Source organism: Castellaniella sp. WN, assembly GCF_054457555.1.
Genome location: NZ_JBTKZC010000001.1, coordinates 1,743,600 through 1,770,467 on the forward strand (window position 1 = coordinate 1,743,600; position 26,868 = coordinate 1,770,467).

A 26,868-nucleotide genomic window follows, 5' to 3' on the forward strand; every position below is an offset into this window, starting at 1 on the left:
AGGTTACCCATGCTGTCGCTGGCACCCCGTCGGCGTGGCCGTCGCCGTGGCGAGGATCGCGCACTGACCGCCGAGCAGGAACAGACGGTGTGCCGCATCATCTGCGACAAACGCCCCGAGCAGCTGAAGATGGACTTTGCGCTGTGGAGCCGTGCGGCGGTTATGCAGCTGATCGAGCGCGAGTGTGGTGTGACGCTGCATGTGCGCTCGGTGGGCAAGTATCTGGCCCGCTGGGGCTTCACCCCGCAGAAGCCGATCAAGCGTGCTTACGAGCAATCGCCCGCCGCGGTGCAAACCTGGTTGGAGGACACGTATCCGGCCATCGCCGAACGTGCCAAGGCCGAGGGCGGCGAGGTCCACTGGGGTGACGAGACGGCGCTGGTGAACACCGACGTGCGCGGTCGCAGCTATGCGCCCAAGGGCAAGACTCCGGTGGCGATGGCCATTGGCGGGACGCGGCAGAAGCTGTCGATGATCGCCAGCGTCACCAACCAGGGCAAGGCACGCTGGATGATCATTGATGGCGCGTTCAATCACGAAAAGTTGATCGAGTTCTTCGAGTCGCTGGTCCAGGATGCCGGGCGCAAGGTGTTTCTGATCCTGGACAACCTGGGCGTGCATCACTGCAAGCCGGTGAAGGCGTGGTTGGCCGCACACTCCGATCAGATGGAAGTGTTCTATCTGCCCAGTTACAGCCCCGAACTCAATCCCGAAGAACGCTTGAATGCCGATCTCAAACACGTCATCGGGCGCAAGGTTCCGATACGCACGAAGGCCAAACTACGCGCCGCTGCAGAAGAGCACATGCAAGTCGTCGCCAGCGAGCCGGCACGTGTCAAAGCCTACTTCCAAGACTTCCACGTCAAATACGCTGCGTAAAACTGTTTGAGGGCCGGATCAATAGGTACTCAACACGCAAACGCAGCCGCGTTTACACTGCTTCGGATTCCACGGGAGAACGGCTCATGGCCTGGTCGGCGACTCAATACACGATCTTCGAATCCGAACGCACCCGCCCCGTCCGGGACCTGCTGTCGGCCGTGCCGCCGCGCGAGGTCGCCTGGGCGGCGGACCTGGGCTGCGGCCCGGGAAATTCCACGGAAATCCTGCTCCACCGGCACCCGGACGCCGCCATCACCGGCATCGACACCTCGGCCGACATGCTGGCGGCCGCCCGCGAACGGCTGCCCGGACTGCGATTCCAACAGGTGGACATCGACCTCTGGCGGCCGGACGAGCCCTACGACCTGATTCTGGCCAACGCCTCGCTGCAATGGATCCCGGACCACGCCGCCCTGTTCCCCAGGCTGGCCGACTTTCTCGCACCCGGCGGCAGCCTGGCCGTGCAGATGCCCGACAACCAGGACGACCCCGTCAAGATCCTGATGCGCAAGACGGCCTCGGACCCCCGCTGGTCGGACCGCATCGGCGACGAGCGCAGCACCCGCTTTCCCAGCCACCCCGTCCCCTGGTACTACGATCTGCTCAAGCCGCATTGCGGCCGGGTGGACATCTGGCGCACGCGATACTGGCACGTGCTGCCCGACGGCGTGGACGGCATCGTCGAATGGTTCAAGGGCAGCGCCCTGCGCCCCTTCCTGGCGCCGCTGGACGAGGCCGAACAGGCGTTGTTCCTGACGCAATACCGCGACGAACTGGCCCGGGCCTATCCGACGCAGGTGGACGGATCGGTGCTGCTGCCCGTGCCCCGGCTGTTTATCGTCGCCACGCGGTAGGGCCGCGAACCGGCGCAGGCCGGACAAAGCGCAGCCCGCCCCCGCCACGGACACACCACGAAACGTGCGGTCCGGCCGCAAATGCTAAAGTTCCGGGCACGACCCTGCCTTTGGTTCCAACATCATGCCTTGTCTCCGACACACAGGCTTGCGCCACGCCTTTTCCCTCGCCATCGGCTGCCTCTGTCTGGCGACCGGCACCGCCCACGCAGGCCTGTCGTACCACCTGACCAGTTCTCGGGCCAGCCCAGGCGGTCCGATCGAACTGGAAGGCCTGCTGGCGAACGACACCGGCACGGCACTCTCCAGTCCGGTCGCCCGCGAACTGACCGGACAGTGGATGGACGCCCAGGGGCGCGTCACGCCCGCTCATTTCCAGCTGCGGACCTCGCCCGACGCCACCGATCTGCCCGCCAACACCTTCACCCGCATGGCCTGGAGCGGCCGGGTGCCAGCCGACGCGCACGGCCTGCTGGCCCTGCGCCTGGACGGCGCGCCCGACACCCTGCTGGCGCTGCAGGTAGACGCCGCCGGTCTGTCCGGCACGCGGGTCGCGGCAAACGCGGAAACGGGCACGGCCTTCGTCCCGCCCCCCGCCGCGGCCCTCGAAGCCGCCCCGACGACGGCGGCGCCCTCCGCGCCCGCCAACGGCCTGTCTCCCTTCGACACGTTCCGCAACGCGATTTCCTCCTACGAGCCGATCTACTTCGCGGTGGGCAACCGCGACGGCGCCGACGCCCGCTTCCAGGTCAGCTTCAAGTACCGCCTGTTCAGTCCGGACGATCCCGCCCGGCCGGGCTTCATGGACGGCTGGTATTTCGGCTACACCCAGACCGCCCTGTGGGACCTGCACTCGGATTCCATCCCCTTCGTGGACACCACCTACAATCCCAGCCTGTTCTGGGCGCGCGATTCGATATGGGCCACCGGCGACAAGCGCTGGTCCCTGGGACTGAACACGGGCTTCGAGCACAAATCCAACGGCAAGGACGACGAGGATTCCCGGTCGCTGAACGACCTCTACGTCCAACCGGAAGTCAACTACCGCTTCGACAGCGGCAGCACGCTCAGCTTCCAGCCGCGCTTCAAGTACTACGTCTGGACCGACCGCGACATGGGCTACCGGGATTCCCTGGGCTACGTGGACTGGAAACTGCGCTGGGCGCAGGACGACGGCCTGGTCCTGTCGGGCCTGTACCGCCAGGGCTCGAGCGGGCGCAACGCCACCCAGCTGGAAGCCGCCTGGCCCCTGAAGCGTACCTTCCTGCACATGAACGGCCATCTGTACGTGCAGTACTTCCGGGGCTATGGTGAAACGCTGCTGGGCTACGACCAGAAATACGACCCGCAATTGCGCATCGGCATCGCGCTGGTGCCCTGAGGAACCCATTCCATGCTCACCCAGATCGGGGTTTTCGTCCTCGCGTCCCTGGCGCTGCTGACCCTCAGCCGCGTGCTGCTGACCGCCTGGTTGTGGCCCCGGGTCCGGGCGGCCGGCGGCCCCTGGCCGATCTTCCGCTGGGGCCTGCGCATCGACCTGAACCAGATCGCCATGTGGATCGGAATTCCGCTGCTGCTGGCGCCCTGGCTGGGCGACAGTCCCGCCGCGATCTTCCTGACCGGACTGTGGCTGCAGGCCGTATGGCTGCTGTTCGTGCTGCTGGAGGTTTCCACGCCCCAGTTCATCCAGGAATACGACAGCCGCCCCAACCGCCTGTACGTCGAATACTTGAAATACCCCAAGGAAGTCTTCGGCATGTTGTGGAAAGGCTACAAGCCGGTCCTGCTGGCCGCCGCCCTGGGCCTGGGCCTGGCCGCCTGGCTGGGCCATGCGCTGTTCGCCCGGGCGCAGCCCGATCCCTTGCCCGCCTGGCCCTGGCGCATCCTGGTCACGCTGATCTTCGCCGCCGCCATCGCGCTGGCCATCCGGGGCACGCTGGGCCATCGCCCGATCAATCCGGCCTCGGTGGCCTGGTGCGGCGACAGCCTGCTCAACACCCTGCCCCTGAATTCTCTGTACAGCGTGCTGTTCGCCCTGTACGCCATCAAGAACGAACGCTCTGCGGCCGACGTCTACGGCGACCTTCCCGCCCCCGAATTGCACGCGATCATCCAGAAACAGGCCGGCATCCCGCCCGGCCCGGCCGAGATCCCCTCCCTGCATCCTCAGCTCTCCCGCCGGCGGCATGCGCGGCCACGCAACCTGGTGCTGATCATCGAGGAAAGCCTGGGCGCCCAGTACGTGGGCAACCTGGGCGGCGCGGGCCTGACGCCCTGCCTGGATGCGCTGGCGGCCGAGGGCTGGAATTTCACCCGCGCCTACGCCACCGGCACCCGCTCGGTGCGCGGCCTGGAGGCCGTCACGGCGGGCTTTCCCCCCACCCTGTCCGACGCCGCCCTGCGCCTGGGCGACGCCCAGAGCCGCTTCTTCACCCTGGCCCAGCTGCTGAAACGGCACGACTACCGTTCGCGCTTCATCTACGGCGGCGAGGCCCACTTCGACAACATGAAGAGCTTCTTCCTGGGCAACGGTTTCGACGAGCTGCACGATCTGCCGACCTTCGACTCACCGGCCTTCGTCGGCACCTGGGGCGCCAGCGACGAGGACATGTTCAACAAGCTGCATGCGCTGCTGTCGCAGGATCGTGGACAGCCCGCCCTGCACCTGGCCTTCTCCGTCAGCAATCACACGCCTTGGGAATACCCGGCCGGCCGCATCGCGGTCGACGGCGACCCCGCCACAGTACGGAACACCGTGCGCTACGCGGACTGGGCCATCGGCCGCTTCTTCGATCAGGCCCGCGCCAGCGCCTATTGGGACGACACGGTGTTCCTGATCGTCGCCGATCACGACGCACGCGTCGGCGGCGCCCAGCACATCCCCCTGCGCCATTTCCACATCCCCGCCCTGATCCTGGGCGCGGGCGTCGAGCCGCGTCGCGACGAGCGCATCGTCAGCCAGATCGATCTGCCGCCGACTCTGCTGTCGCTGATCGGCATCGACGACGCCCACCCCATGATCGGCCACGATCTGACGCGCGAGGATGCGGGTGGCCGCGCCATGATGCAGTATGAGGAGCATTACGGCTACCTGCGGGGCGACACCCTGGCGGTGCTGGGACCCCACCAGCCCGCGCGCTTCTACCGCTACGCCGCGCCGGACGGCTACACACCGCTGGACCCGGACCCGGAACTCGGCCGCATCGCCCTGGCCCACGCCCTCTGGCCCACCTGGGCCTACCGCCACCGCGCCCACACGCTGCCCGAGCTGAGGCTGCCGGGATAAACCCGCATGGTAGAATTTGCGGTCCAGTCGGGGCGTAGCGCAGCCTGGTAGCGCATCTGCTTTGGGAGCAGAGGGTCGCATGTTCGAATCATGTCGCCCCGACCAACCACGATCGAGGAAACTTCATGTCTTCTTCCGCGTATGACGATCTGGGCAAGCTGATCCTGCGCCTGGGCCTGGGCATCCTGCTGCTGCTGCACGGCCTGTCCAAGCTGGACGGCGGCGTGGGCTGGATCGTGGACATGCTCGGCCAGCGCGGCCTGCCCGGCTTCGTGGCCTACGGCGTCTACATCGGCGAAGTGGTCGCCCCGGTCCTGATCATCCTGGGCGTGTTCACCCGCCTCGGCGGCCTGATCTCCGTGATCAACATGCTGTTCGTCTTCGGCCTGGTCCACATGCACCAGCTCTTCGAGCTGGGCAAGAGCGGCGGCTGGGCGCTGGAACTGCAAGGCATGTTCCTGGTCGCCGGCATCGCCGTCACTCTGTTCGGCGCGGGCGCCTACAGTCTGGGCGGCCGCAACGGCCGCTGGAACTGATTCCGCCCCATCCACGGGTAATTCACAAAGCCCGGCCGCCGGCGCCTCGGTCAGGCAGCCGGCAGGATGATCACCACCCGGGCGCCGCCCAGGTCCCCGGCTTCGATCCGCGCCCAGCCGCCGTACAGGTCGGCCAGGTCGCGCACGATCCCCAATCCCAACCCCGAGCCGGGGGTGCGCTCGTCCGCCCGCCGCCCGCGCTCGAAGACCATTTCGGCCCGCTCGGGACTCAGGCCAGGGCCGTCGTCCTCCACCCAGACCGACAGCTCGCCGTCCTCGCGGCGGGCGCTGATGCGCACCTGCCGGCGCGCCCACTTTCCGGCATTGTCCAGCACGTTGCCCAGCATTTCCTGGAAATCCTGTGCTTCGCCGCGAAAAGCCAGCTCGCCGGATACGTCGCTCAGGTCGTAGGCCAGCCCGCGCTCGGCATGAACGCGCTCCATGACCCGCACCAGGCCTTGCAGCAGGGGCAGGATCGGACTGCGCAGGCCGGTCACGCGCACCGCCGCCGCGGCCCGGGCGCGGGCCAGGTGATAATCCACCTGCCGGCGGGCCGCCTCGACCTGTTCGGCCACCAGGCGCGGCAGCGCCGGATCCCCCGCCTGGGCGGCGTTGGCCATGACCGCCAGCGGCGTCTTCAGAGCGTGCGCCAGGTTGCCGGCCTGCATGCGCGCCCGCTCCAGGCTTTCCGCGTTGCGTCCCAGGACCAGATTGAAATCCTCGACCAGCGGCTGGACTTCCATGGGAAATTCGCCTTCGATCCGGTCCGCGCGGCCCTCGCGCAGGGCCGCCAGCCGTTCGCGCAGCCGCGCCAGGGGCCGCAGCCCGAAGCCGACCTGCATCCAGGCGGCGGCCGACATGCCCAGCGCCAGGATGCCCAGCGCCACGGCCAGCACGCGGTCGAAGCGGCTGACGGGCTCGGCCCACAGGGCCTCGTCCGCGGCCACCGACAGGACCAGCGTATCGATCGGGCCTTCGGCGGGGTGGACTTCGCGCAGCCGCATCCGCAGCGGCTTGCCGCCCGGCCCGGGTGCCTGCGTCGCCACGTCGCGCCCCGGCTCCAGGTCGCCGGCCATGTCCGGCAGATGGGTGTCCCACAGGGAACGGGAACGCAGCAACTGGGCAAAACGCGTCCCGGCGGACGGCACGGAAATCTGCCAATACAGACCGGAAAACGGATGGCCGAAGCGCGGATCGGTCGGCTGGGCGGCCAGGGACACCCGCCCCTGGTCATCGACCTGCAGCGAGGCGGTCAACTGGTCCAGGTGAATGTTCAGTTCGGACTGCAACTGGGCCTGGATGTGCTGGCGGAACAGGCGCTGGATGCCCCAGCCGGCCAGCGCCACGCTCAATAGCGTCCAGGCCAGGGTGACGGCCAGCAGGCGCAGGCGCAGCGACGGATGTGGCGTCGTCACCGCGGGTCGGCCGACAGGCGGTAGCCCAGGCCGCGCACCGTCTGGATCAGGCCCGGGGGAATCTTGCGCCGCAGGCGGGCGACGAAGACCTCGATGGTATTCGAGTCACGGTCGAAATCCTGGGCATAGATATGCTCCACCAGCTGGCTGCGGGACACGACTTCGTCCTGGTGCATCAACAGGTAGGCCAGCACCCGGTATTCGTGGCTGGTCAGGTCCAGCGGCGCGGCGTCCAGCAGGACGCGGGATTGGCGCGTGTCCAGCAGCAACGGCCCGCAGCGGATATCGGGCGTGGCGTGCCCGCCGGCGCGGCGCAGCAACGCGCGCACGCGCGCCTCGAGTTCTTCCTGGTGAAAGGGCTTGGTCAGGTAGTCATCCGCGCCGGCGTCGATGCCGGCCACCTTGTCGTGCCAGTTGTCGCGCGCCGTCAGGATCAGCACGGGCATCGTCCGCCCCGCCTCGCGCCAAGTCCGCAGCACCGACAGTCCGTCGCGTCCGGGCAGGCCCAGGTCCAGCACCACCAGGTCGTAGGGCTCGCCCAGTCCCTGATGCTCGCCGTCCAGGCCGTCGGCCGCCACGTCGACCACATAGCCCGATTTCTCCAGCGCCGCCTTCAGTTGCGAAGCCAGCAGCGGCTCGTCCTCGACGACCAGTAGTCTCATGGATATCCTCCTTCGCGGCGCAGCGGCCTCGTGCCCACCCATAGCGTCTCGCCCGTGCGGGCGTCGATCTTCAGCTTGGTCAGCCGACCCCGATCCTGCATCAGTTTCAGTTCATAGATCCAGCGGCCACGGCACACGCCGCAGTCGTCATCGTCGTCCGCCTGTTCGAACTCGACCTTCAGGATCTGGCCCGGATAGTCGCGCGCCACTCGCGCCAGGACGTCCTGCAGAGGCAGGACTTCTCCCAGGGCCTGCAGCCGTTCGGCCATGTCCCGGTCATGATTGTGCGCCCCCGCGCCCCCGGCCCAAAGCCCCAGCGCCAGGACGCCCGCCAGCATTCCTCGGCGACGCATGGCAGACTCCTCGTTCGATCAACGGGCACTACGATATCAGGAAGCGCATGAATCGGGAATGAATGAATGGCGCGGCCCGCGCTGGCGGGCGGAATGGCACCGCTGTACCATGATTCTCATGCCCCCGCCGGCGCCGCGGGACGAGCGACGAGAAGACGAGGAGACATCATGCTGCACGCGCAAGGCGACTATCGGCGGACCCGGGACGCATTCACCTGGATCGTGCCGGAGCGCTACAACATCGGAGTGGACGTCTGCGACCGCTGGGCCGACGGCAGCGGCCGCCTGGCCCTGATCGTGGATCGCGGCGACGCTCCGGCGCGGCACTACACCTTCGACCAGCTCAAGCACTGGTCCGACCGGCTGGCGCTGGCCCTGCGCGCCCGGGGCGTGTCCCGGGGGGACCGGGTGGGCATCCTGCTGCCACAATCGCTGGAAACGGCGCTGGCCCACCTGGCGGCATACAAGCTCGGCGCCATCGCCGTGCCCCTGTTCACGCTGTTCGGCACCGACGCCCTGCAATACCGCCTGGGCAATTCGGGCGCCCGCGCGCTGGTCACCCACACGGAGGGTGCGGACAAGATCGCCGCGATCCGCCCCCATCTGCCCGAACTGGGCTGCGTGCTGGACGTGGACACGGACACCGGCGACACCTCGTTCTGGGCGGCGATCGAAGCGCAGGACGGCACGGGCTTCGCGCCCGTGGACACCGCCGCCGACGATCCGGCGATCATCATCTATACGTCCGGCACCACCGGCAAGCCCAAGGGCGCGCTGCACGCCCACCGGGTGCTGCCCGGCCACCTGCCGGGGGTGGAGATGTCCCACAACTTCTTCCCCGACCGCGCCACCCTGATGTGGACCCCGGCGGACTGGGCCTGGATCGGCGGGCTGCTGGACGTCCTGATGCCGTCCTGGCACCACGGCGTGGCCGTGCTGGCCTGCCGCTTCACGAAGTTCGACGCCGCCGTCGCCTGGCGGCTGATGTCCAGGCACCGGGTCAGCCACACCTTCCTGCCCCCCACGGCCCTGAAGATGCTGCGCACGCTGCGGGACCCCGAACGCCACGGCCGCCTGAGCCTGGTCTCGGTGGCCAGCGGCGGCGAATCCCTGGGACCGCGGCTGATCGACTGGGGCCGCGAGACGCTGGGCGTGACCATCAACGAGTTCTATGGCCAGACCGAATGCAACATGATCGTGTCGTCCTGCGCCGCTTTGTTCGAGCCCCGCATCGGCGCCATGGGCCGCCCGGTGCCGGGCCACGAGGTGCGCATCATCGACGAGTCCGGCCAGGTCCAGCCGTCCGGGACCGAGGGCCACATCGCCGTGCGTCGGCCCGATCCGGTGATGTTCCTGCAATACTGGCGAAACCCGGAGGCCACCGCCCGCGCCTTCATCGGCGACTGGCTGGTGACGGGCGATCGCGGCCTGTGCGACGAGGACGGCTATCTCTGGTTCAAGGGCCGGGGCGACGACGTGATCACCAGCGCCGGCTACCGCATCGGCCCGGGACCGATCGAGGATTGCCTGCTGGGCCATCCGGCCGTGCGCCTGGCGGCGGTGATCGGGGTGCCCGACCCGCAGCGCACGGAAATCGTCAAGGCCTGCATCGTGCTGAACGAGGGCTACGCGGGCGACGCCGCGCTGGTCGCGGAAATCCAGGACCACGTGCGCCGCAAGGTCGCCGCGCACGAATATCCCCGGCTGATCGAATTCATGGACAGCCTGCCCATGACGACCACGGGCAAGGTGCAGCGCGGACGGCTACGGGCGCAACATCAGGAAAAATAAGGATCGGCCGGGATTCGGTTGATTCCGGCACGGAATCAACCGAATCTTCCCGTGATGTAGTCCTCGGTTTCCTTGCGGGAGGGCTTGATGAAGACCTGGTCGGTGGGGCCGAATTCCATCAGCTCGCCCAGGTACATGTAGGCGGTGTAGTCGGAGCAGCGCGCCGCCTGCTGCATGTTGTGGGTGACGATGACCACGGTGTAGTCGGACTTCAGCTCCGCGATCAGTTCCTCGATCTTGGCCGTGGAGATCGGGTCCAGGGCGGAACACGGCTCGTCCAGCAGCAGGACCTCGGGCTTGATCGCGACGCCGCGCGCGATGCACAGGCGCTGCTGCTGGCCGCCGGACAGGCCATTGCCGCTCTGTCCGAGTTTGTCTTTGACCTCGTTCCACAGGGCCGCCTTGGTCAGGGCCCATTCCACGCGCTCGTCCATCTCGCCCTTGCTCAGGCGCTCGAACAGCCGCACGCCGAAAGCGATGTTGTCGTAGATGCTCATGGGAAACGGCGTGGGCTTCTGGAACACCATGCCGACCTTGGCGCGGATCAGGGAAATATCCAGCCGCGAGTTGAGCAGGTCCTCGCCATCCAGTTCGATGACGCCCTCGGCCCGCTGGCCGGGATAGAGCTCGAACATGCGGTTGAAGGTGCGCAGCAGCGTGGATTTCCCGCAGCCCGACGGACCGATGAAGGCCGTGACCTTGTTTTCCGCGATATCCATGTTGATGTCGCGCAGGGCGTGAAAGCCGCCGTAGTAGAAGTTCAGGTCGCGCACGGCCAGCTTCGTGCGTTCTCGAGGGGCGGACGGAGACGGATTCAGGATCATGGGTCGGAATCGTTTATTTGCGGAACAGGCTGCGCGCGGCGATATTGATCCCCAGCACCAGCAGGGTGATCAGCGCGGCGCCCGCCCAGGCCAGCCGGTTCCAGTCCTCGAAGGGACTGGCGGCATACTGGAAGATCACCACCGGCAGGTTGGCGATGGGGGCGTTCATGTTCAGCGACATGAACTGGTTGTTCAGCGCGGTGAAGAGCAGCGGCGCGGTTTCCCCGGCGATGCGGGCCACGGCCAGCAGGACGCCGGTGACGATGCCCGAGCGCGCGGCCCGGTAGCAGATGAAGACGACGACGCGCCACTGCGGGCAGCCCAGGGCGGCGGCGGCTTCGCGCAGGCTGTTGGGCACCAGGGACAGCATGTTGTCCGTGGCCCGGACCACCACCGGAATGACCAGGATGGCCAGCGCGAACGCCCCCGCCCAGCCGGAATAATGGCCGACCTGCGCCACGTAGATGGCATAGATGAACAGACCGATGATGATGGACGGCGCCGACAGCAGCACGTCGTTCAGGAAGCGCGTGGCCGGCGCCAGCCAGCCCCGGCGGCCGTATTCGGCCAGGTAGGTGCCCGCCAGCACGCCGATGGGCGTACCGATCAGCGTGCCCACGGCCGACATCAGCACACTGCCGATGATGGCGTTCAGCAGGCCGCCGTCGGCGCCGGGCGGCGGCGTGCTTTCCCAGAACAGTGCCAGGGACAGGGCGGAGCCGCCCTTGAGCAGCAGCGTGAGGATGATCCAGGCGAGCCAGAACAGGCCCGAACCCAGCGTCAGGCCCGAAAGCGCCAGCATCACGCGGTTGAACAGGCGCCGGCGCCTGTAGACCGGATTGCCAAGGGCGATGGAGGAATCGGAGATGGCCATCAGTGTTTCGTGCCTTCTTTGCGCGCCAGTTTCAGCAGCATGAACTTCGACAGGGCCAGCACCACAGTCGTGATCAGGAACAGGATCAGGCCCAGTTCCAGCAGGGCCGACTTCTGCAGGCCGCCGGCCTCGTTGAATTCGTTGGCCAGGGCCGAGGCGATGGAGTTGGACGGCGAGAAGATCGAGGAAGGCAGGTTGAAGGCGTTGCCGATCACGAAGGTGACCGCCATGGTCTCGCCCAGCGCGCGGCCCAGGCCCAGCATGATGCCGCCGATGACACCGTGCCTGGTGTACGGCAGCATGATCTTCCAGACGACTTCCCAGGTAGTGCCGCCCAGGCCGTAGGCGGATTCCTTCAGCATGGGCGGGACCTGCTCGAACACATCGCGCATCACCGCCGCGATGAAGGGGATGATCATGATGGACAGGATCAGGCCCGCCGTGAACAGACCGATGCCCATCGGCGGTCCGCCGAACAGATGCTCCAGCACCGGAATGCCCTCGAAAAAATCCACCAGATGCGGCTGGACGTATTCCTGGAACAGGGGCACGAACACGAACAGGCCCCACATGCCGTAGATGATGGACGGGATCGCGGCCAGCATCTCGATCGCCACGCCCAGCGGGCGGCGCAGCCAGACGGGGGCGAGTTCGGTCAGGAACATGGCGATGCCGAAGGACACCGGCACCGCGATCAGCAACGCGAGAAAGGCGCTGATCACCGTGCCCAGCACCGGCACCAGCGCGCCGTAGCTGTGCCGCACGGGATCCCAGTCGTTGGTCCACAGGAATGGCAGGCCGTATGCGGTCAGGGACTCCCGGCTGCCATAGACCAGGGACGCCAGGATCCCGGCCAGCAGAATGAAGACGAAGAACGCAAACAGGCGGGTCAGGTGCCGGAAGCCGGCATCCACCAGGAGGCTGCGCTGCGTATTGGCCATGAGGGAATCATCCGTGGCGACAGGATCCCCGGCGCGCCGGGGATCCGCATCGTAATTCGAAAAACGTCATTTTCCCACAGGCGGCGCGGGGGGCGCGCCGCCCGGCGGGGAGGATGACCGCCGGGCTTACTTCCAGACCGCCGAGCCGTCCTCGCCGCGCACCTGTCCGGCCCAGACGCCGCGGATCTTGGCGGTCACATCGTCGGGCAGCGGCACATAATCCAGTTCGCTGGCCATCGCGCCGCCTTCGCGCCAGGCCCAGTCGAAGAAGGCCAGGACTTCACGGGCGCGCTTGGGATCGGCCTGCTTGCCATGCACCAGGATGAAGGTCGCCGCCGTGACCGGCCACGAGTCCGCGCCCGGCTCATTGTTCAGGACCAGGCCCATGCCCGGCGCCGAATTCCAGTCGGCGTGCGAAGCCGCCGCGGCGAACGCCTTTTGCGAGGGCTGCACGAACCGGCCTTCGCGGTTCCGCAACTGCGCCCAGGCCAGACCGTTCTGGTGCGCGTAGGCATATTCCACGTAGCCGATGGAGTTCGCCAGTTGGCGCACGTAGGCGGCGACGCCTTCATTGCCCTTGCCGCCCTGGCCGGCGGGCCATTTGACCGCCTTGCCCTGGCCGACCCGCTCTTTCCAGGCGGGGGACACCTGGGACAGGTAGTTGGTCCAGCCGAAGGTCGTGCCCGAGCCGTCCGAGCGGTGCACCACCACGATGCCCTTGGCGGGCAGCTTCAGATCCTTGTTCAGGTCGGCGATCGCCGGGTCGTTCCATTTCTGGATCTTGCCCAGGAAGATGTCCGCCAGCACCGGGCCGGTCAGCTTGAGCTGGCCTTCCTTGATGCCCTCGATGTTGACGACCGGCACGGTGCCGCCGATGACGGCGGGGAACTGGATCAGCCCGTTCTTTTCCAGGTCTTCCGGCTTCATCGGATCGTCCGACGCGCCGAAATCGACCGTTTTGGCGATGATCTGCTGCTGGCCGCCGCCCGAGCCGATGGACTGGTAGTTCACGCGGTTGCCGGTGACTTCCTGGTACTTGGCCGCCCACTTGGCATAGATCGGGTAGGGGAAGGAAGCGCCCGCCCCCGTCAGGTCGGCGGCATGCGCCGCGACGCCCGCGGCGGCCATCATCGCCAGGCCGGCGGCGCACTGCGTCAGAATCCGTTTGAACATGTCTTGAACCCTTTGTGGTTTGCAATGATCGGCGATCTCGGGGATTCCCGGAACCGTCGGAAAGACATGGTAGAGACTGGAGGTGACAGTTTAATGACAGATCACCCCATGTCGCGGCCCGCGGGCCGCTCCGATTCGTCCGGCTTGTGGCAGTCCGATCTCATCCCAACCTTGCCATCAGGTGCTGGTGCAGGTTGAAAGCGGCGCGGCGGTTGCGCACGCGCAGGTAGCGGCCGTCGGGCTGGGCCGCCCAGGCAAGCTGGTTGTCCCGCCAGGCGAAGGTGAAGGCCTCGTCGATGACGCGGCGGCGCAGAGTCTTGTCGAGCACCGGGAAGGCGAGCTCCACCCGCCGCAGGAAATTGCGATCCATCCAGTCGGCGGAGGACAGGTACAGGGGCTCGGCGCCGTCCTGGTAGAAATAGAACACCCGCGAATGCTCCAGGAAGCGGCCGATGACGGAACGCACCCGGATGCGGTCGGACAGCCCGGGCACGCCGGCCTGCAGCGCACAGGCCCCGCGCACGATCAGGTCGATGCGCACCCCCGCCTGGCTGGCCTCGTACAGGGCCTGGATCACGGTGGGTTCCAGCAGGGAATTCATCTTGGCGCGGATCCGCGCCCGCTTGCCCGCGCGGGCGAATTCAGTCTCCGAGCGGATCAGGTCGAGCACGGTCTCGTGCAGGGTGAAGGGCGACTGCAGCAGCAGCTTGAGTTCGCGGCGCGCTCCCAGGCCGGTCAGCAGAGAGAACACCTGGTCCATGTCCTCGCACATCTGCTGGTTGGCCGTCAGCAGGCCGAAATCGGTGTAGAGCCGCGCCGTGCGCGGGTGGTAGTTGCCCGTGCCCAGGTGCCCGTAGCGGCGGATGCGGCCGTCCTCGCGGCGCAGCACCAGGGCCATCTTGGCGTGGGTCTTGTGCCCCACCACCCCATAGCTGACGTGGGCGCCGACCTCTTCCAGGCGCGCGGCCCAGTTGATGTTGGTCTGCTCGTCGAAGCGCGCCATCAGTTCGACCACCACCGTGACTTCCTTGCCCGCGCGGGCCGCCGACAGCAACAGCCCCATCAGCTCGGAATCCTCGCCGGTGCGGTAGATGGTCTGCTTGATGGCCACGACCTGGGGGTCCAGCGCCGCGCTGCGCAGGAACATCAGCACGGGCTGGAAGGACTGGTAAGGATGATGCAGCAGGTGGTCGCGCGCCGCGATGGCCGCGAACAGCTCGTCGGGCCGCTCCAGGCCGCCATCGAACGGCGCCGGCATGCGCGGCCGGAAGGCCGGATATTCCAGGTCGGAGCGGCTGACCCGGTTGCACAGCTGCATCAGCCGGCCCAGGTTGACCGGGCCGTTGACGCGGTAGGTGTCGGCCGCCCCGAGGCCGAATTCGCGCTGCAGGAACAGTTCCAGGTCGGGCGGCATGGCGTGCGCGATCTCCAGGCGCACCGAGGCCCCGAAATTGCGCTGCGAGAGCTCGCCCTGGAGGGCCTGGCGCAGGTTGGTGATTTCCTCCTCGTCCACGAACAGGTCGCTGTTGCGCGTCACCCGCCACTGGTAGCAGCCCTGGACGTTCATCCCCGGGAACAGGTCGCCGACGAAAGCGTTGATCAGAGTGGTGAGCAGCATGAAGCCGTCCGGAATGCCGGCGATCTCGTCGGGCACCTTGATCATGCGCGGCAGCGCGCGCGGTGCCTGGACGATGGCGATGTGCCCCTCTCGGCCGAAGGCGTCCTCGCCGCTGAGCGAGACGATGAAATTCAGGCTCTTGTTGTAGACGCGCGGAAAGGGATGCGCCGGATCCAGGCCGATGGGGGTCAGCAGCGGCATCACGTCGCGGCGGAATATCCCGTAGGCCCATTCCCGCTGCAGGTCGGTCCAGCCCGTCGAATAGATCAGGCCCACCCCGTGCTCCATCAGCTTGGGCATGACCTCGCCGGTCAGCAGGCGGTTCTGGCGATCCACCAGGGCGTGCGCGGCGCGCTGAACCCGGTCGAATGCTTCGTCGGGCGTCATGCCGTCCACGCCCCGGAGTTCCGGCGTCTGGCGCTGCTGTTCCTTGAGGCTGGCCATGCGGATCTCGAAGAACTCGTCCAGGTTCGAGCCGACGATGCACAGATAGCGCAGGCGTTCCAGCACCGGCACGTCCGTGCGCTCGGCCATGGAGAGCACCCGCTCATTGAATTTCAGCACCGACAACTCACGGTTCAAGAGAACCGGCATTTCCTCGACGGCCCGCATGCGCGCCTCACAATCCTGTCATGAATCGGCCACTATAATCGCACAGTGTGACATTCTCTGGTAAGGACAGGTCCCAAGCCATGGACAACCGGCTCGCCTCGATCGACCTGGGTTCGAACACCTTCCGGCTGTCGATCGGGCGCGTCGTGCGCCGTGACGGCGCGGTTCATATCTACGCCGAAGACAAGCTGCGCGAGCTGGTCGCCCTGGCCAACGGCCTGGACGAGCACAAGCGCATCGATGCGGCCACCGTGGACCAGGCCCTGGCGGCGCTGAGGCGCTTCGGCGAGCGGCTGCGCGGATTCTCCCCGGCCAACGTCCGCGCCGTGGCCACCAATACCTTCCGCGTGGCGCGCAACGCGGCCGAGATCCTGCCCGCGGCGGAACGCGCCCTGGGCTTCCCGATCGAAATCATTTCCGGCCAGGAAGAAGCCCGCCTGATCTACCTGGGCGTGATCCAGGACCTGCCGCCATCGGACCAGCGCAGGCTGGTGATCGACATTGGCGGCGGTTCCACCGAATTCATCATCGGCCAGCGCGACCAGCCCCTGGAACTGGCTTCACTGGATCTGGGCTGCACCACCTGGACGCGGCAGTTCTTCCCCCAGGGCCGCGTCACCGAGGCCCGCATGCGCCAGGCTGTCCTGGCGGCGCGCGGCGCCATTGAAACCATCGCCAGCCGCTACCGCGGCACGGGCTGGCAGAAAGCCTACGGTTCGTCGGGCACCGCCAAGGGCCTGCTGGCCATCCTGACCGAAAACGGCCTCAGCCCGCGCGGCATCACCCTGGACGGCATGGAGCGGCTGAGCACCGCCCTGACGCGCGCCGGCGAGGTCCGCCTGCAGGACTGGGCCGGCCTGAAACCGGAACGCGTGCCGGTCCTGCCCGGCGGCCTGGCCATCATGATCGCCGCCTTCCGGGAACTGGGCATCGACGGGATGCGGGCGGGCGACGGCGCGCTGCGCATCGGCGTGCTGCACGACCTGCTGGGCCGCGACTCGCATCAGGATCGGCGCGACGAGACCGTGCGCCAGATGCGCGGTCGCTACCAGCTCGACACGACCCAGGCCGGCTTCGTGCGCAACCTGGCGCTGCGGTTCTTCGATCAGCTCGGCCTGGAGGCCGACCCCGACACGCACGAACTGCGGCGGGCGCTGGCCTGGACGGCCGAGCTGCACGAGATCGGCCTGGCGATCGCCCGCAACGACTACCACAAGCACAGCGCCTACATCCTGGAACACGCCGACATGCCGGGCTTTTCGCACGACGACCAGCGGCTGCTGGCCTTCCTGGCCCTGGGTCATCAGGGGCGCCTCGCCAAGGTCCGCTGCTATGCGCCCGACCGCGCGCGCTGGTTGGCCCTGTGCTGCCTGCGCCTGGCGGTCCTGCTGCTGCGCCGCAGGGAGCCCCTGGGCGCCCTGCCCCTGCGCCTGCGGGCGCAGGACTACGACATCGCCCTGAGCGTGCCGCCGGACTGGCTGGCGGCACGCCCCCTGAGCGGCTTCCAGCTGAAAAAGGAAGCGGCGATCTGGCGCAAGGCCGGCTTCGCGCTGGAAGTCGTCGAGGCCTGAGAACCCGGGCCGCCTTGCCGGCTCAGAGCAGCGGAGACAGGTCCGGCACGCGCCGGTGCCAATCGGTCGCGCGCTGGAATGCGCCGCCCAGCCGCACCAGGCTGGCTTCGTCCAGGGGCTTGGCCATCAGCTGCACGCCGATCGGCAAGCCTTCGGCCGAAAAACCCGCCGGCAGCGACAACGCGCTGCTTCCCAGGTAATTGCCGCCGCGCGTGAAGGCCGACAGCGGCGTGGCATTTTCATCGATCTCGTCGAGCCGGCAGGCGGCCATGGGCAAGGTCGGCGTCAGCAGCGCGTCCGTCTCGGCCATCCAGGCGCGCCAGGCCGCGCAGGCCCGTCGATGATGCGCCAGGGCTTCGATGTAGTCGGCCGCGCCGATCGCGGCGCCGGCGGTCACGCGCGCACGCACGGCCGACCCCATCGGCACGGCGGCGTCCTGCGCCAGCTTGCCGTACAGACTCCAGGCCTCGGCGCAGATGATCTGGCCGTTGCGGCGCATCAGGTCGTCGAAATCGAAGGGAAACGGCCGCTCCGACACGGACGCGCCCAGCTCGCGAAACACCTCGGCCGCGCGCCGCAGGACCCGGAACACGTCTTCCCGCATGAAATCCGGAAAGCGATCCTCGGGCAGCAGCGCGATGCGCAGGCCGGACAAATCCGGCGGCGCCTGCATGGCCATGCGGTAGTCGGCCGGCGGCACGCCCAGCGTCGAAGGATCGTCGCGGTCGGGTCCGGACAGAATTTCGGCCAGCAAGGCGGCATCGCCCACGGTGCGGGTCATGGGGCCGACGGTGTCGAGCGTGTCCGACAAAGGAACGGCGCCATGGCGGCTGATCAGGCCGCGGGAGGTTTTCAGACCGGTGATGCCCGCCAGCGAGGCCGGGATGCGCACCGATCCGCCAGTGTCCGAGCCGATGGCCGCCGGCGCCAGCCCGGCCGCCACCGCCACGCCCGAGCCGCTGGACGAACCGCCCGGCACGCGGTGGACCTGCAGATCCCAGGGATTGCGCGGCGTGCCCAGGCCGGGATTGGTGCCCCAGCCGCCAAAGGCCAGCTCGACCATGTGGGTCTTGCCCAGGATCACCAGGCCGGCCGCGCGCAGCCGCCGCACGACCGTGCTGGTCGTCTTGCCCTTGCGCGTCTTCCAGACGGCCGATCCGCAACTGCCGGGCCGCCCTTCGATGTCGAACAGGTCCTTGACGGCGATCGGCAGACCTTCCAGCGGCCCCAGGGCGTGTCCCGCCGCGCGGCGCAGATCGGAAGCGCGGGCTTGCAGCCGCACGGATTCGGGATCCACATCCACGAACGCGTGCAGCGCGCCGTCGGCGCGCGCGATGCGGTCGAGATACAGTTCGGCCAGGTCCTGCGACGTGCAGGCGCCGTCCGCCAACAGGCGGCCCAGTTCTTCCAGGCTGGCAAAGGGATCGATCGTCATGGAAAACCTCGTGCGGCGGACTCAGGAACCGAGATAGGCCGCCGCCACCGCGTCGTTGGCCTTGATCTCCTGTGCCGTGCCCGAGAGCACGGTGCGGCCGCCGTCCAGCACATAGGCGCGGTCGGCGACTTCCAGCGCCAGGCTGGCGTTCTGCTCGACCATCAGGATAGTCGTTCCCTGCTGGTTCAGCTCGACGATCAGCTCGAAGATCTGCATGACGACGATCGGCGCCAGTCCCATGGAAGGCTCGTCGAGCAGCAGGAGGGCCGGACGCGAGGCCAGCGCGCGCCCGATCGCCAGCATCTGCTGCTCGCCGCCGGACAGCGAGCCGGCCAGTTGGCGCCGCCGGTCCTTCAGGCGCGGGAACAGGGTGTAAATGCGTTCGAAGGTCTCGCGCACCTCCGCCTGCGAGGGGCGCGAGATCGCGCCCAATTCCAGATTTTCCTGGACCGTCGAATGGGCGAACACGCGCCGGCCCTCGGGCACCAGGGCGATGCCGCGGCGCACCAGGTCGTAGGTGGTCACGCCGTCGACGCGCTCGCCGCGATAGCGGATCGAGCCCGATACCGGCCGCATGAGCCCGACCACCGTCTTGAGCGTGGTGGACTTGCCCGCGCCGTTGGTGCCCAGCAGCGCGATCAGCTCACCCTCGCCGACCTGAAAATCGACGTCATGCAGCGCGGGCAGCCGGCCGTAGCCGACCACCAGGTGCTCAACCTCGAGCAGGTTTGGAGATGCCATGATTCTCACCCAGATAGGCGCGGATGACCTCGGGATCCGCGCGGACTTCGTCCGGACGGCCGCTGGCGATCCGGCGGCCGAAGTTCAGCACGGTGATGCGGTCGCAGACCGACATCACCACCCGTATCTTGTGCTCGACCAGCAACATGGTGAGCCCGTCGGCGCGCATGCGCCGCAGCAGGCCGACCACGCGATCGACCTCGACCGGATTCATGCCGACCAGGGGTTCGTCCAGCAGCAGCATGCGCGGCGACAGCGCCAGGGCGCGGGCGATCTCGACCAGGCGCTGCTCGCCATAGGACAGGCTGGTGACGGGCGATCCGGCCTTGGCCGACAGACCCACGAAATCCAGCAGTGCCAATGCGCGCTCGCGCAGCCGCCGCTCGGCCGGGCCGGCGCGCAGAGTGAGCACGTCCAGCAGCCGGTAGCCCAGCGAGCGGCTGAAACCCACCAGCACATTTTCCAGCGCCGTCATGCGGCCGAAAACGCGGATGTTCTGGAAAGTGCGGGCCAGCCCGGCGCCAGCCACCACGTGAGTGGGCGAACGCGCGATCTGCGTGCCCTGGAGCAGCACGCTGCCCGCATCCGGCCGCAGCACGCCTGAAATCAGGTTGATGCAGGTCGTCTTGCCCGAGCCGTTGGGGCCGATCAAGCCGTGGATCTGGCCGGGCGCGACCCGCAGGTCCACGCCGTCGACGGCCACCAGGCCCCCGAAACGGCGGGTCAGACCCGAGACTTCGAGCACGGCGGCGGCCGGTTGCGCGCCGTCGGTCATTGGAATGCTCTCCTGTCGTCGCGCCTCGTCCTTCCCAAGGGAGGGGGCGTGCTCTTCGAATGGTCGCATGGGCGCGCTCATGGCCTGGCCTCCCGTCCCATGCTGGCGCCGCCCGCGACCCGGCTCGCGCCGGGGATCAGGGATATCAGCCCGCCCGGCAGGAAAAGCATGAGGGCGATGATGACCGCGCCAAACACCAGGTAGTAATAGTCGTTCAGGAAGCGCAAGGCCTCAGGCAGCACGTAGACCACCGCCGCGCCGACGATGGAGCCGGGAATGCTGCCGATGCCGCCGACCACGATCATGATCAGGATGCGGATGGAAATGTCGATGGTGAAGCTTTCCGGATTGATGTAGCGCACGTAGTGCGCGTACAGGCAGCCCGCGAGTCCGGCGATGCCCGCCGAAATCACGAAGGCATGGATCTTGGCCGCATTGATGTTGATGCCCATGCAGCCGGCGGCCGTTTCGTCGTCGCGCAGCGCGGCCAGCGCGCGCCCGTAGCCGGAACGGATATAGGCCGCCGACAGCAGCGAAACCACCGCCAGCACGCCGAGCACCAGGAAGTAATAGCTCAGGTCGGTCTTCATGACCCAGCCGTCGAGCGCCGGCCGCGGAATGCCGGAGATGCCGGACACCCCCCGCGTCAATCCTTCCAGGTTGATGGCCAGCAAGTGCAGGATCAGGCCGAAGGCGATCGTGATCACCGCCAGGAAATGGCCCGACAGCTTCATGGCCGGCACCGCCAGCAGCAGGCCGCTGAGCGCGGTCACCACCGTGGCCGCCAGCAGCGATACCGGGAACGGCACGCCGTAACGCGTGGACAGGATTGCCGAAGTGTAGGAACCGATCAGGAAGAAGCCGGCATGCCCAAGGGAGATCATGCCGGCATAGCCGCTGAGCAGGTTCAGGCTCAGCGCGAGCAGCGCGAAGATGCCGACCATCACCCCGACCTGCAGGTGATAGTTGGACAGCGCGAAGGGCAGCACCACGGCGGCGATCGCGCTCGCCGAAATGATCATGGCCAGAGGAGTCGTCTTCATGGCGAACCTAGCGATGTTTCGGAAAAAGCCCCTGGGGGCGCAACAACAGGATGACGATCAGCACGCCGAACAGAACGACGTCGCGGTAGTCGGTGGAGATGTAGAACCCGACCATGTTGTCCAGCACGCCGATCAGCAGGCCGCCGATGAGCGCGCCCGGATAACTGCCGAAGCCCCCGATCACCGCGGCGATGAAGGACTTGATCAGCAGTGGCAGGCCGACGTCGGCCGCCACGAACACCAGCGGCGCCATCAAGACCCCGGCCACCGCGGCCAGGGCCGCGCTCAACGCGAAGCCGGCCGCGACCGTGCGCTCGATGCGTATGCCCATGAGCGCGGAGGCCTCGCGATCCTGGGCGATGGCGCGCAGCGATTTGCCCAGTCTGGTATGCTGCGCGACCCAGTGCAGCACCACCGCCAGCACGAGCACCACGCCGATCACGGCCAGCGATTGCGGCGAGGCCGTCACGCCCAGGAACCGCACATTGCCGTCGCCCAGGTAGGCCGGGAAGGCCTTGGGCTCGGTACCCCAGACGAACTTCGCGCCGTTGGACAGGAAGATCTGCAGGCCGATGGTCATCATGATGACCGTCAGCGGGTCGGCGCGCACCAGCGGGCGCACCAGGCCCCGCTCGAACAGGTAGCCCAGCGCGGCCGTGGCCGCCACCGCCAGCGCGATTGCCATCCATACGTCCAGGCCCCACAAAGCATGCAGGGTGTACAGGAAGAACATCGACAGCATCGCGAACTCGCCCTGGGCGAAGTTCACGACCGCGGCGGTATTCCAGATCATGACGAAGCCCAGCGCGATCAGGCTGTAGAGCGCGCCCATCGCCAGGCCGGAAATGGCTAGCTGAAAAAACATGGTCGGACCACCGCGGCTCGCGCCGCGCTCCCTTTTCAGTTTGTCGAGAACACCACCCGCGGATCGATGTTCTCGTCATAGCGGATGATGACCGTAACCGTACTGATGTCGCCTTCTTTCTGCGACGGATGGTACATGCCTTGCACGCCCCGCCATTGCGGAATGGATTTGAGCGCGGCCAGCACCTTGGCGCGGTCGGCGCCGGCCTTGGCGATACCCTCGGCGAACAGCTTGACGCCATCGTAGTACACGATCGAATGCGGCGACGGCTTCTTGCCGTACTTGGCTTCGTAGTCGGAGACGAACTTGCGGGTGCCATCATCGGGCTTGGACCAGACCCAGTTCTGCGGGCCGATCACGCCGGCGGCGGCCTCCTTGGCCAGGCCGGTGAAGATGTCGTCGGCCGCGTTGAAGGCGAAGGTGCCCTTCCAGCCCAGCTTGCGCAGCTCGCGCAGCAGCAGCGCGGCTTCGATCTGGGTGCCCCAGTTGATCAGCACTTCCGGGTTGGCCTGGGCGATGCGGGCGGCCGACGCGGTCAGGTCGCGGTCGCCGAAACCATGGGAGACCTCGACCACCGGCTTGGTCTTGTACTTCTCGGCCAGCAGTTTGACCGCCACGTCGCGGCCGCTGCGGCCCAGTTCGATGTTGGTGAACGACATGCCCACCGATTTGGCATGCATCGTGTTGACGATGTAGTCCACCAGCGCCGTCATCCACATGACGTCGTTGGAACGGCCGCGCAGGATGTGCTTGTCACCCTGGGCGGTAATTTGCGCGCCGATCGACGACGTGATCTGCGCCATTTCGGCCTCTTCGCCCACGAAGAGCGAAGGCAGCGTGATCCCGGTGAAGTCCGGCCCCATGAAGGCCACCACGTCCTGGTCCGAGGCCAGCCGGCGGATGGCGTTCAGGCCGACGTCCGGCTTGCCCTGATCGTCCACGACTTCCAGTTCGAGCTTATAGGTCTTGCCGTCAGCGGCTTTCACGCCGCCGGCGGCATTGACTTCGTCGATGGCCAGGGTGGCTCCGTTGCGACAGAACTCGCCGTTCTGGGCGTTGGGCCCGGTCATGATCCCGACCAGGCCGATCTTCACGGTCTGGGCGCCGGCCGCCGGCACGGCGGTCCAGGCGCAAGCCGCGGCCATGGCGGCGAACAGCAGGCGGTGCATCAGTTTCATGGCATTCCCCTATTTTGCGTTGCGTTGAAGTTGGGCGAAATGGAGTGCGTCAGACCGGCCGGTCGCCCTTCTCGACCTTGAGGGTGCGGCTGTCGGCCGCGGGCAGCATCCTGGCCGGGTCGCGGGTGACGACCACGTCGATCACGGTGGGCCGGTCGCGGTTCAGGATGGCGGTACGGTAGGCCGCGGCCAGTTGTTCCGGGTCTTCGACGCGTATGCCGTGGCAACCCATGGAGCGGGCGATCGCCGCGTAGTCCATCTCGACCAGGTCGGAGGACTGGTAGGTGCCGTACATGGAATGCTGCAGCGCCTTGACGTAGCCCGAGGCCGCGTTGTTGACCACCACCAGGATAAAGTTTGCGCCCACGCGAAGCGCCGTTTCCAGTTCGCCGATGGTCATGTTCAGGCCGCCGTCGCCGGTGATGCCCACCACGATCTTGTCCGGCGCGGCCAGTTGCGCGCCCAGGCAGCCCGGCAGGCCGTAGCCGATCGAGGCCAGGCCACGATCGGCCAGGTAGGTGCGGCCGGCTTCGTGGGTATCGAACAGCAGGCCGGTCCAGTGCGCGGCGAAACCGCCGTCGGCGATCAGGATGCCGTCGGCCGGCAGTTCCTTGCGCAGTTCGCCGATCAGGCGGCCCATGTTGATCGGCACCTCGGTCGAGGTGTAGCGCTCTCTGGCCTGCTCGCGCCAGGCTTCCAGGCGCTGGTGCATGTCCTTGACGGCCCGCTCGCGCGAGGCGCGGACGTCCGTGGCCGGCGCCGGCAGAGTTTCGTTCAGCGCGGCCAGCGTCTCGCGCGCGTCGCCCCACAGGCCGACTTCGATCCGCGTAGTGCGGCCGATTTCCTCGGCCACGCTGTCGATCTGAATGATGCGCGCGCCCGGCGCGAACAGCGCATAGCGGCGGGTGGCGACTTCGCCCAGCTTGCAGCCGACCACGATGACGCAGTCGGACCGGGTGATCAGGTCATTGGCCACGCGGTAGTAGCGGCCGAAGATGCCGGCCGACAGGCGGTGGTTGCAGGCCACCGCGCCCTTGCCGCTCATGGTGTGGGCGACGGGGATTTCATGGCGCTCGGCGAAGGCCAGGAGTTCGGGGCTGGCCCCGGACAGGTGCAGGCCGCCGCCCACCAGCAGGATCGGGCGCCTGGCCGTGTCGATCATTTCGGCCGCGCGCGCCAAATCGACGGCGCCCGGCCGGATCCGGCGCGCGGGAATGCGCGTGGTGGCCGGGTCCAGGTAGAAATCGGCCTCGTCGAAGGCATGCTCGGCGTGCGTGATGTCTTCGGGGATGTCCAGCACCACCGGGCCGGGGCGGCCCGAAGTGGCGACGGCATATGCGCGGCGCACCAGCTCGGGAATGCGCTCGACCAGTTCGACGCGCAGGATGTCCTTGGACGCGGAGCGCAGGATATCGAGCTGGCGGCATTCCTGCGTCATGTTCTTCCAGGAATGGGCGCGGTGTGTGTCGCCGGTAATGGCGATGATGGGCACGCCCGCGTTGTAGGACTCGACCAGGGCCGTGACCAGGTTGGTCGCGCCCGGGCCCAGCGTGGCGTCGCACAGACCGGGACGGCCCGAGATCCGCGCATAGGCGTCGGCGGCGAAGGCGCCGCAGCGCTCGTCGTTGATCAGGAAATGACGCAAGCCTTCGGCCCGCATGCCTTCATAGAAAGGCAGCAGCTGGAAACCGCCCATGCCGAAGCAGGGCGCCGGGGATGCCAGTCCCAGCATTTTCGCCAAGGCCCTGCCGCCGCTCATCACACTCTTTTTCTGCGCCATCTGCATACCCATAACGTTACGAAAGTTCTATCTAATGGAAATCGATTTCTATTTAGTGGTAATATATGCAAAGTATAGGCAGACCGCGCCGCGGAATGCAAGCACCCCTACGCCATGTCCTCCTCTCCCAAAGACGCCGCGCCGAAGGCGCACAAGAAGACTTCCGCCGCCGACAAGCCCGCGGTCAGCAACCTGCAATCACTGGAGCGCGCCATTTCGCTGCTGCGGGCCACCGCCTATAGCGAATCGGGGCTGCGCCTGACCGAGCTGGCCGACCAGGCGGGACTGAGCAAATCCACCACGCACCGCATCCTTTCCTGGCTGGTCGAACACGGACTGCTGCGGCTGTCCGCGCAAACCCGGATCTACACACCCGGCAGCGATCTCTACCGGCTCGGACTGGCCGCCGCCCGCCACTTTTCTCTGGTCGATATCGCGCGCCCCTGCATGCAGCGCCTGGCCGAGTCGACCGAAGACACGGTCTACCTGTCGGTGATCGACGGCGACGAGGCCGTCTGCGCCGAGCGCGTGATCGGCGCCTATCCGATCAAGACGCTTACGCTGGCGCAGGGCGACCGCCGCCCGCTGGGCGTGGGCGCGGGCGCCATGGCGCTGCTGGCCGCCCTGCCGCCGGCGGAAGCCCAGTCCATCATCGAAGACGAATCGCGCCGCACGCCCCGCTATTCGGGATTCGGCGCGGAATGGCTGCGCCGGGCGGTGGCCGAGGCGCGTCGCAAGGGCTACGCCTTCAACCCCGAGCGCGTCCTCAAGGGCATGAGCGCCATCGGCGTGGCTGTGCCGGGGCACGACGGCCGGCCCATCTGCGCCATCAGCGTCGCGGCCATTTCGTCGCGCATGAATCCCGCCCGGCGGACCGCCATCGTCGCGCAGCTCCAGCAAGAGAGCGCCGCGCTGGCCCGCCAGGCCTCAAACCTCCGTTCCGGAGACTCCCTGTGACCCAACCGCATCCCGTCCACGCGCTGCGCGCCCGGCTTCGCCGCCACGAGCCTTCGCTGATCATCAACGTCGATCACCCCTCCGCCGGCCTGGTGGAAGCCCTGGCGCGCACCGACATCCAGGCCGTCATGTTCGATACCGAACAGGGCAGTCCGGACATCGAATCGCTGGAGAACATGGCGCGGGCAGCGCGCCTGCACGGCACGTGCAGCCTGATCCGCACGTTCAACGCCGAACCCTGGGCGATCGAGCGTCTGGCGCTGCGCGGGGCCGACGGGCTGATCGTGCCACGCGCCGAGTCCATGGACGACGTGCGACGTATCGTGGATGCCTTCGACTATTGCGTGCCCACGCGCCGCGAAGACCGCATGCTGGTGGTGCAGCTCGAGCATGCCAACCTGCTGCCGCACCTGGACGAACTGGCCCGCATCGACGCCATCGATTGCATCTTCATCGGGCCGGTCGACCTGTCTAAGAGCATGGGTCACCGGGGACGCTACGACGTGCCGCGGGTGGCCGACGCCATCGGCCAGGCCATCAGGGCGCTGCGCGGCGGCGGCATGCCCGTGGGCACGCTGGTCAAGCCCGGCGACGTGCAGCCCTGGGTCCGCCTGGGCGTGTCCTTCCTGTACGCCCACGCCAACGACTTCATCAGCCTGGGCGCCGCGGCGCTGCGCACCCAGGCCGGAACGACCTGAGCCC

General features: G+C 67.6%; 23 protein-coding genes, 1 tRNA gene and 1 pseudogene. 10 read left to right on the forward strand and 15 right to left on the reverse strand.

Annotated features, from left to right (window positions below):
• Positions 1-15 precede the first annotated feature (15 nt).
• The 6 genes and pseudogenes from ACTPOE_RS08095 to ACTPOE_RS08120 all read left to right on the forward strand — a co-directional run.
• Positions 16-879 (forward strand): annotated as a pseudogene (locus tag ACTPOE_RS08095) (IS630 family transposase); the annotation flags it as partial.
• An 86-nt stretch (positions 880-965) separates the two neighbouring features.
• Positions 966-1,736: a trans-aconitate 2-methyltransferase gene (tam, locus tag ACTPOE_RS08100; RefSeq protein ID WP_458871702.1), complete on the forward strand. Its 771-nt coding sequence runs from the start codon at positions 966-968 to the stop codon at positions 1,734-1,736.
• A gap of 124 nt (positions 1,737-1,860) precedes the next feature.
• Positions 1,861-3,117, forward strand: a complete 1,257-nt coding sequence (locus ACTPOE_RS08105; RefSeq protein ID WP_458871703.1) for a phospholipase A — start codon at positions 1,861-1,863, stop codon at positions 3,115-3,117.
• Between the two features lie 12 nt (positions 3,118-3,129).
• Positions 3,130-5,022 (forward strand): LTA synthase family protein, encoded by a 1,893-nt coding sequence (locus tag ACTPOE_RS08110; RefSeq protein ID WP_458871704.1) that lies wholly within the window; start codon positions 3,130-3,132, stop codon positions 5,020-5,022.
• A gap of 28 nt (positions 5,023-5,050) precedes the next feature.
• Positions 5,051-5,127, forward strand: a tRNA-Pro gene (locus ACTPOE_RS08115).
• A gap of 20 nt (positions 5,128-5,147) precedes the next feature.
• Entirely contained in the window at positions 5,148-5,558 is a 411-nt protein-coding gene (locus tag ACTPOE_RS08120; protein WP_458871706.1) for a DoxX family protein, read from the forward strand.
• A 50-nt stretch (positions 5,559-5,608) separates the two neighbouring features.
• Here ACTPOE_RS08120 and ACTPOE_RS08125 read toward each other — a convergent pair whose 3' ends face one another.
• From ACTPOE_RS08125 to ACTPOE_RS08135, 3 genes are read right to left on the reverse strand one after another with little or no spacing between them, the layout of a single operon-like run.
• Complete coding sequence (locus ACTPOE_RS08125) at positions 5,609-6,973, reverse strand: ATP-binding protein (protein WP_458871707.1); 1,365 nt, start codon at positions 6,971-6,973, stop codon at positions 5,609-5,611.
• A complete protein-coding gene (locus ACTPOE_RS08130) occupies positions 6,970-7,635 on the reverse strand; it encodes a response regulator transcription factor (RefSeq protein ID WP_458871708.1) in 666 nt (221 codons plus the stop codon). Before ACTPOE_RS08130 ends, ACTPOE_RS08125 begins: the two co-directional genes overlap by 4 nt.
• Positions 7,632-7,988, reverse strand: a complete 357-nt coding sequence (locus ACTPOE_RS08135; RefSeq protein WP_458871709.1) for a PepSY domain-containing protein — start codon at positions 7,986-7,988, stop codon at positions 7,632-7,634. The genes ACTPOE_RS08130 and ACTPOE_RS08135 overlap by 4 nt, the downstream gene beginning before the upstream one ends.
• A gap of 168 nt (positions 7,989-8,156) precedes the next feature.
• Here ACTPOE_RS08135 and ACTPOE_RS08140 point away from each other — a divergent pair, with 168 nt between their 5' ends.
• Positions 8,157-9,779: an acyl-CoA synthetase gene (locus ACTPOE_RS08140; RefSeq protein WP_458871710.1), complete on the forward strand. Its 1,623-nt coding sequence runs from the start codon at positions 8,157-8,159 to the stop codon at positions 9,777-9,779.
• A gap of 35 nt (positions 9,780-9,814) precedes the next feature.
• On the opposite strand, the gene pstB is transcribed toward ACTPOE_RS08140, so the two are convergent.
• The 5 genes from pstB to ppk1 form a co-directional block, all read right to left on the reverse strand.
• Positions 9,815-10,603: a phosphate ABC transporter ATP-binding protein PstB gene (gene pstB / locus ACTPOE_RS08145; protein WP_458871711.1), complete on the reverse strand. Its 789-nt coding sequence runs from the start codon at positions 10,601-10,603 to the stop codon at positions 9,815-9,817.
• Positions 10,604-10,616: 13 nt separating this feature from the next.
• A complete protein-coding gene (pstA, locus tag ACTPOE_RS08150; RefSeq protein ID WP_458871712.1) occupies positions 10,617-11,477 on the reverse strand; it encodes a phosphate ABC transporter permease PstA in 861 nt (286 codons plus the stop codon).
• Complete coding sequence (gene pstC, locus ACTPOE_RS08155; RefSeq protein ID WP_458871713.1) at positions 11,477-12,418, reverse strand: phosphate ABC transporter permease subunit PstC; 942 nt, start codon at positions 12,416-12,418, stop codon at positions 11,477-11,479. The genes pstA and pstC overlap by 1 nt, the downstream gene beginning before the upstream one ends.
• A 126-nt stretch (positions 12,419-12,544) precedes the next feature.
• Complete coding sequence (gene pstS / locus ACTPOE_RS08160) at positions 12,545-13,591, reverse strand: phosphate ABC transporter substrate-binding protein PstS (RefSeq protein ID WP_458871714.1); 1,047 nt, start codon at positions 13,589-13,591, stop codon at positions 12,545-12,547.
• Positions 13,592-13,751: 160 nt separating this feature from the next.
• On the reverse strand, positions 13,752-15,821 hold the full coding sequence (gene ppk1 / locus ACTPOE_RS08165) for a polyphosphate kinase 1 (RefSeq protein ID WP_458871715.1): 2,070 nt from the start codon (positions 15,819-15,821) through the stop codon (positions 13,752-13,754).
• Between the two features lie 80 nt (positions 15,822-15,901).
• On the opposite strand from ppk1, the gene ACTPOE_RS08170 reads away from it, so the two are divergent.
• A complete protein-coding gene (locus ACTPOE_RS08170) occupies positions 15,902-17,392 on the forward strand; it encodes a Ppx/GppA phosphatase family protein (RefSeq protein WP_458871717.1) in 1,491 nt (496 codons plus the stop codon).
• Between the two features lie 22 nt (positions 17,393-17,414).
• On the opposite strand, the gene ACTPOE_RS08175 is transcribed toward ACTPOE_RS08170, so the two are convergent.
• From ACTPOE_RS08175 to ACTPOE_RS08205, 7 genes are read right to left on the reverse strand one after another with little or no spacing between them, the layout of a single operon-like run.
• The gene (locus ACTPOE_RS08175) at positions 17,415-18,827 is read right to left on the reverse strand and encodes an amidase (protein WP_458871718.1); all 1,413 of its coding nucleotides are present in this window, start codon (positions 18,825-18,827) and stop codon (positions 17,415-17,417) included.
• Between the two features lie 21 nt (positions 18,828-18,848).
• The gene (locus ACTPOE_RS08180) at positions 18,849-19,568 is read right to left on the reverse strand and encodes an ABC transporter ATP-binding protein (RefSeq protein WP_458871719.1); all 720 of its coding nucleotides are present in this window, start codon (positions 19,566-19,568) and stop codon (positions 18,849-18,851) included.
• Positions 19,540-20,412 carry an ABC transporter ATP-binding protein gene (locus ACTPOE_RS08185; protein ID WP_458871720.1) on the reverse strand — a complete coding sequence of 291 codons (873 nt, stop codon included), beginning with the start codon at positions 20,410-20,412 and terminating at the stop codon, positions 19,540-19,542. The genes ACTPOE_RS08180 and ACTPOE_RS08185 overlap by 29 nt, the downstream gene beginning before the upstream one ends.
• Before the next feature lie 8 nt (positions 20,413-20,420).
• Complete coding sequence (locus tag ACTPOE_RS08190; protein WP_458871721.1) at positions 20,421-21,386, reverse strand: branched-chain amino acid ABC transporter permease; 966 nt, start codon at positions 21,384-21,386, stop codon at positions 20,421-20,423.
• A gap of 7 nt (positions 21,387-21,393) precedes the next feature.
• On the reverse strand, positions 21,394-22,251 hold the full coding sequence (locus ACTPOE_RS08195) for a branched-chain amino acid ABC transporter permease (protein WP_458871722.1): 858 nt from the start codon (positions 22,249-22,251) through the stop codon (positions 21,394-21,396).
• A gap of 35 nt (positions 22,252-22,286) precedes the next feature.
• Positions 22,287-23,429, reverse strand: coding sequence for an ABC transporter substrate-binding protein (locus ACTPOE_RS08200; RefSeq protein ID WP_458871723.1), 1,143 nt, complete (start codon positions 23,427-23,429; stop codon positions 22,287-22,289).
• 49 nt (positions 23,430-23,478) lie between these two features.
• Positions 23,479-25,209, reverse strand: a complete 1,731-nt coding sequence (locus tag ACTPOE_RS08205) for a thiamine pyrophosphate-binding protein (RefSeq protein ID WP_458871724.1) — start codon at positions 25,207-25,209, stop codon at positions 23,479-23,481.
• Positions 25,210-25,323: 114 nt separating this feature from the next.
• On the opposite strand from ACTPOE_RS08205, the gene ACTPOE_RS08210 reads away from it, so the two are divergent.
• Positions 25,324-26,166 (forward strand): IclR family transcriptional regulator, encoded by an 843-nt coding sequence (locus ACTPOE_RS08210; protein WP_458871725.1) that lies wholly within the window; start codon positions 25,324-25,326, stop codon positions 26,164-26,166.
• Positions 26,163-26,864 (forward strand): HpcH/HpaI aldolase family protein, encoded by a 702-nt coding sequence (locus ACTPOE_RS08215; RefSeq protein ID WP_458871726.1) that lies wholly within the window; start codon positions 26,163-26,165, stop codon positions 26,862-26,864. Before ACTPOE_RS08210 ends, ACTPOE_RS08215 begins: the two co-directional genes overlap by 4 nt.
• Positions 26,865-26,868 lie beyond the last annotated feature (4 nt).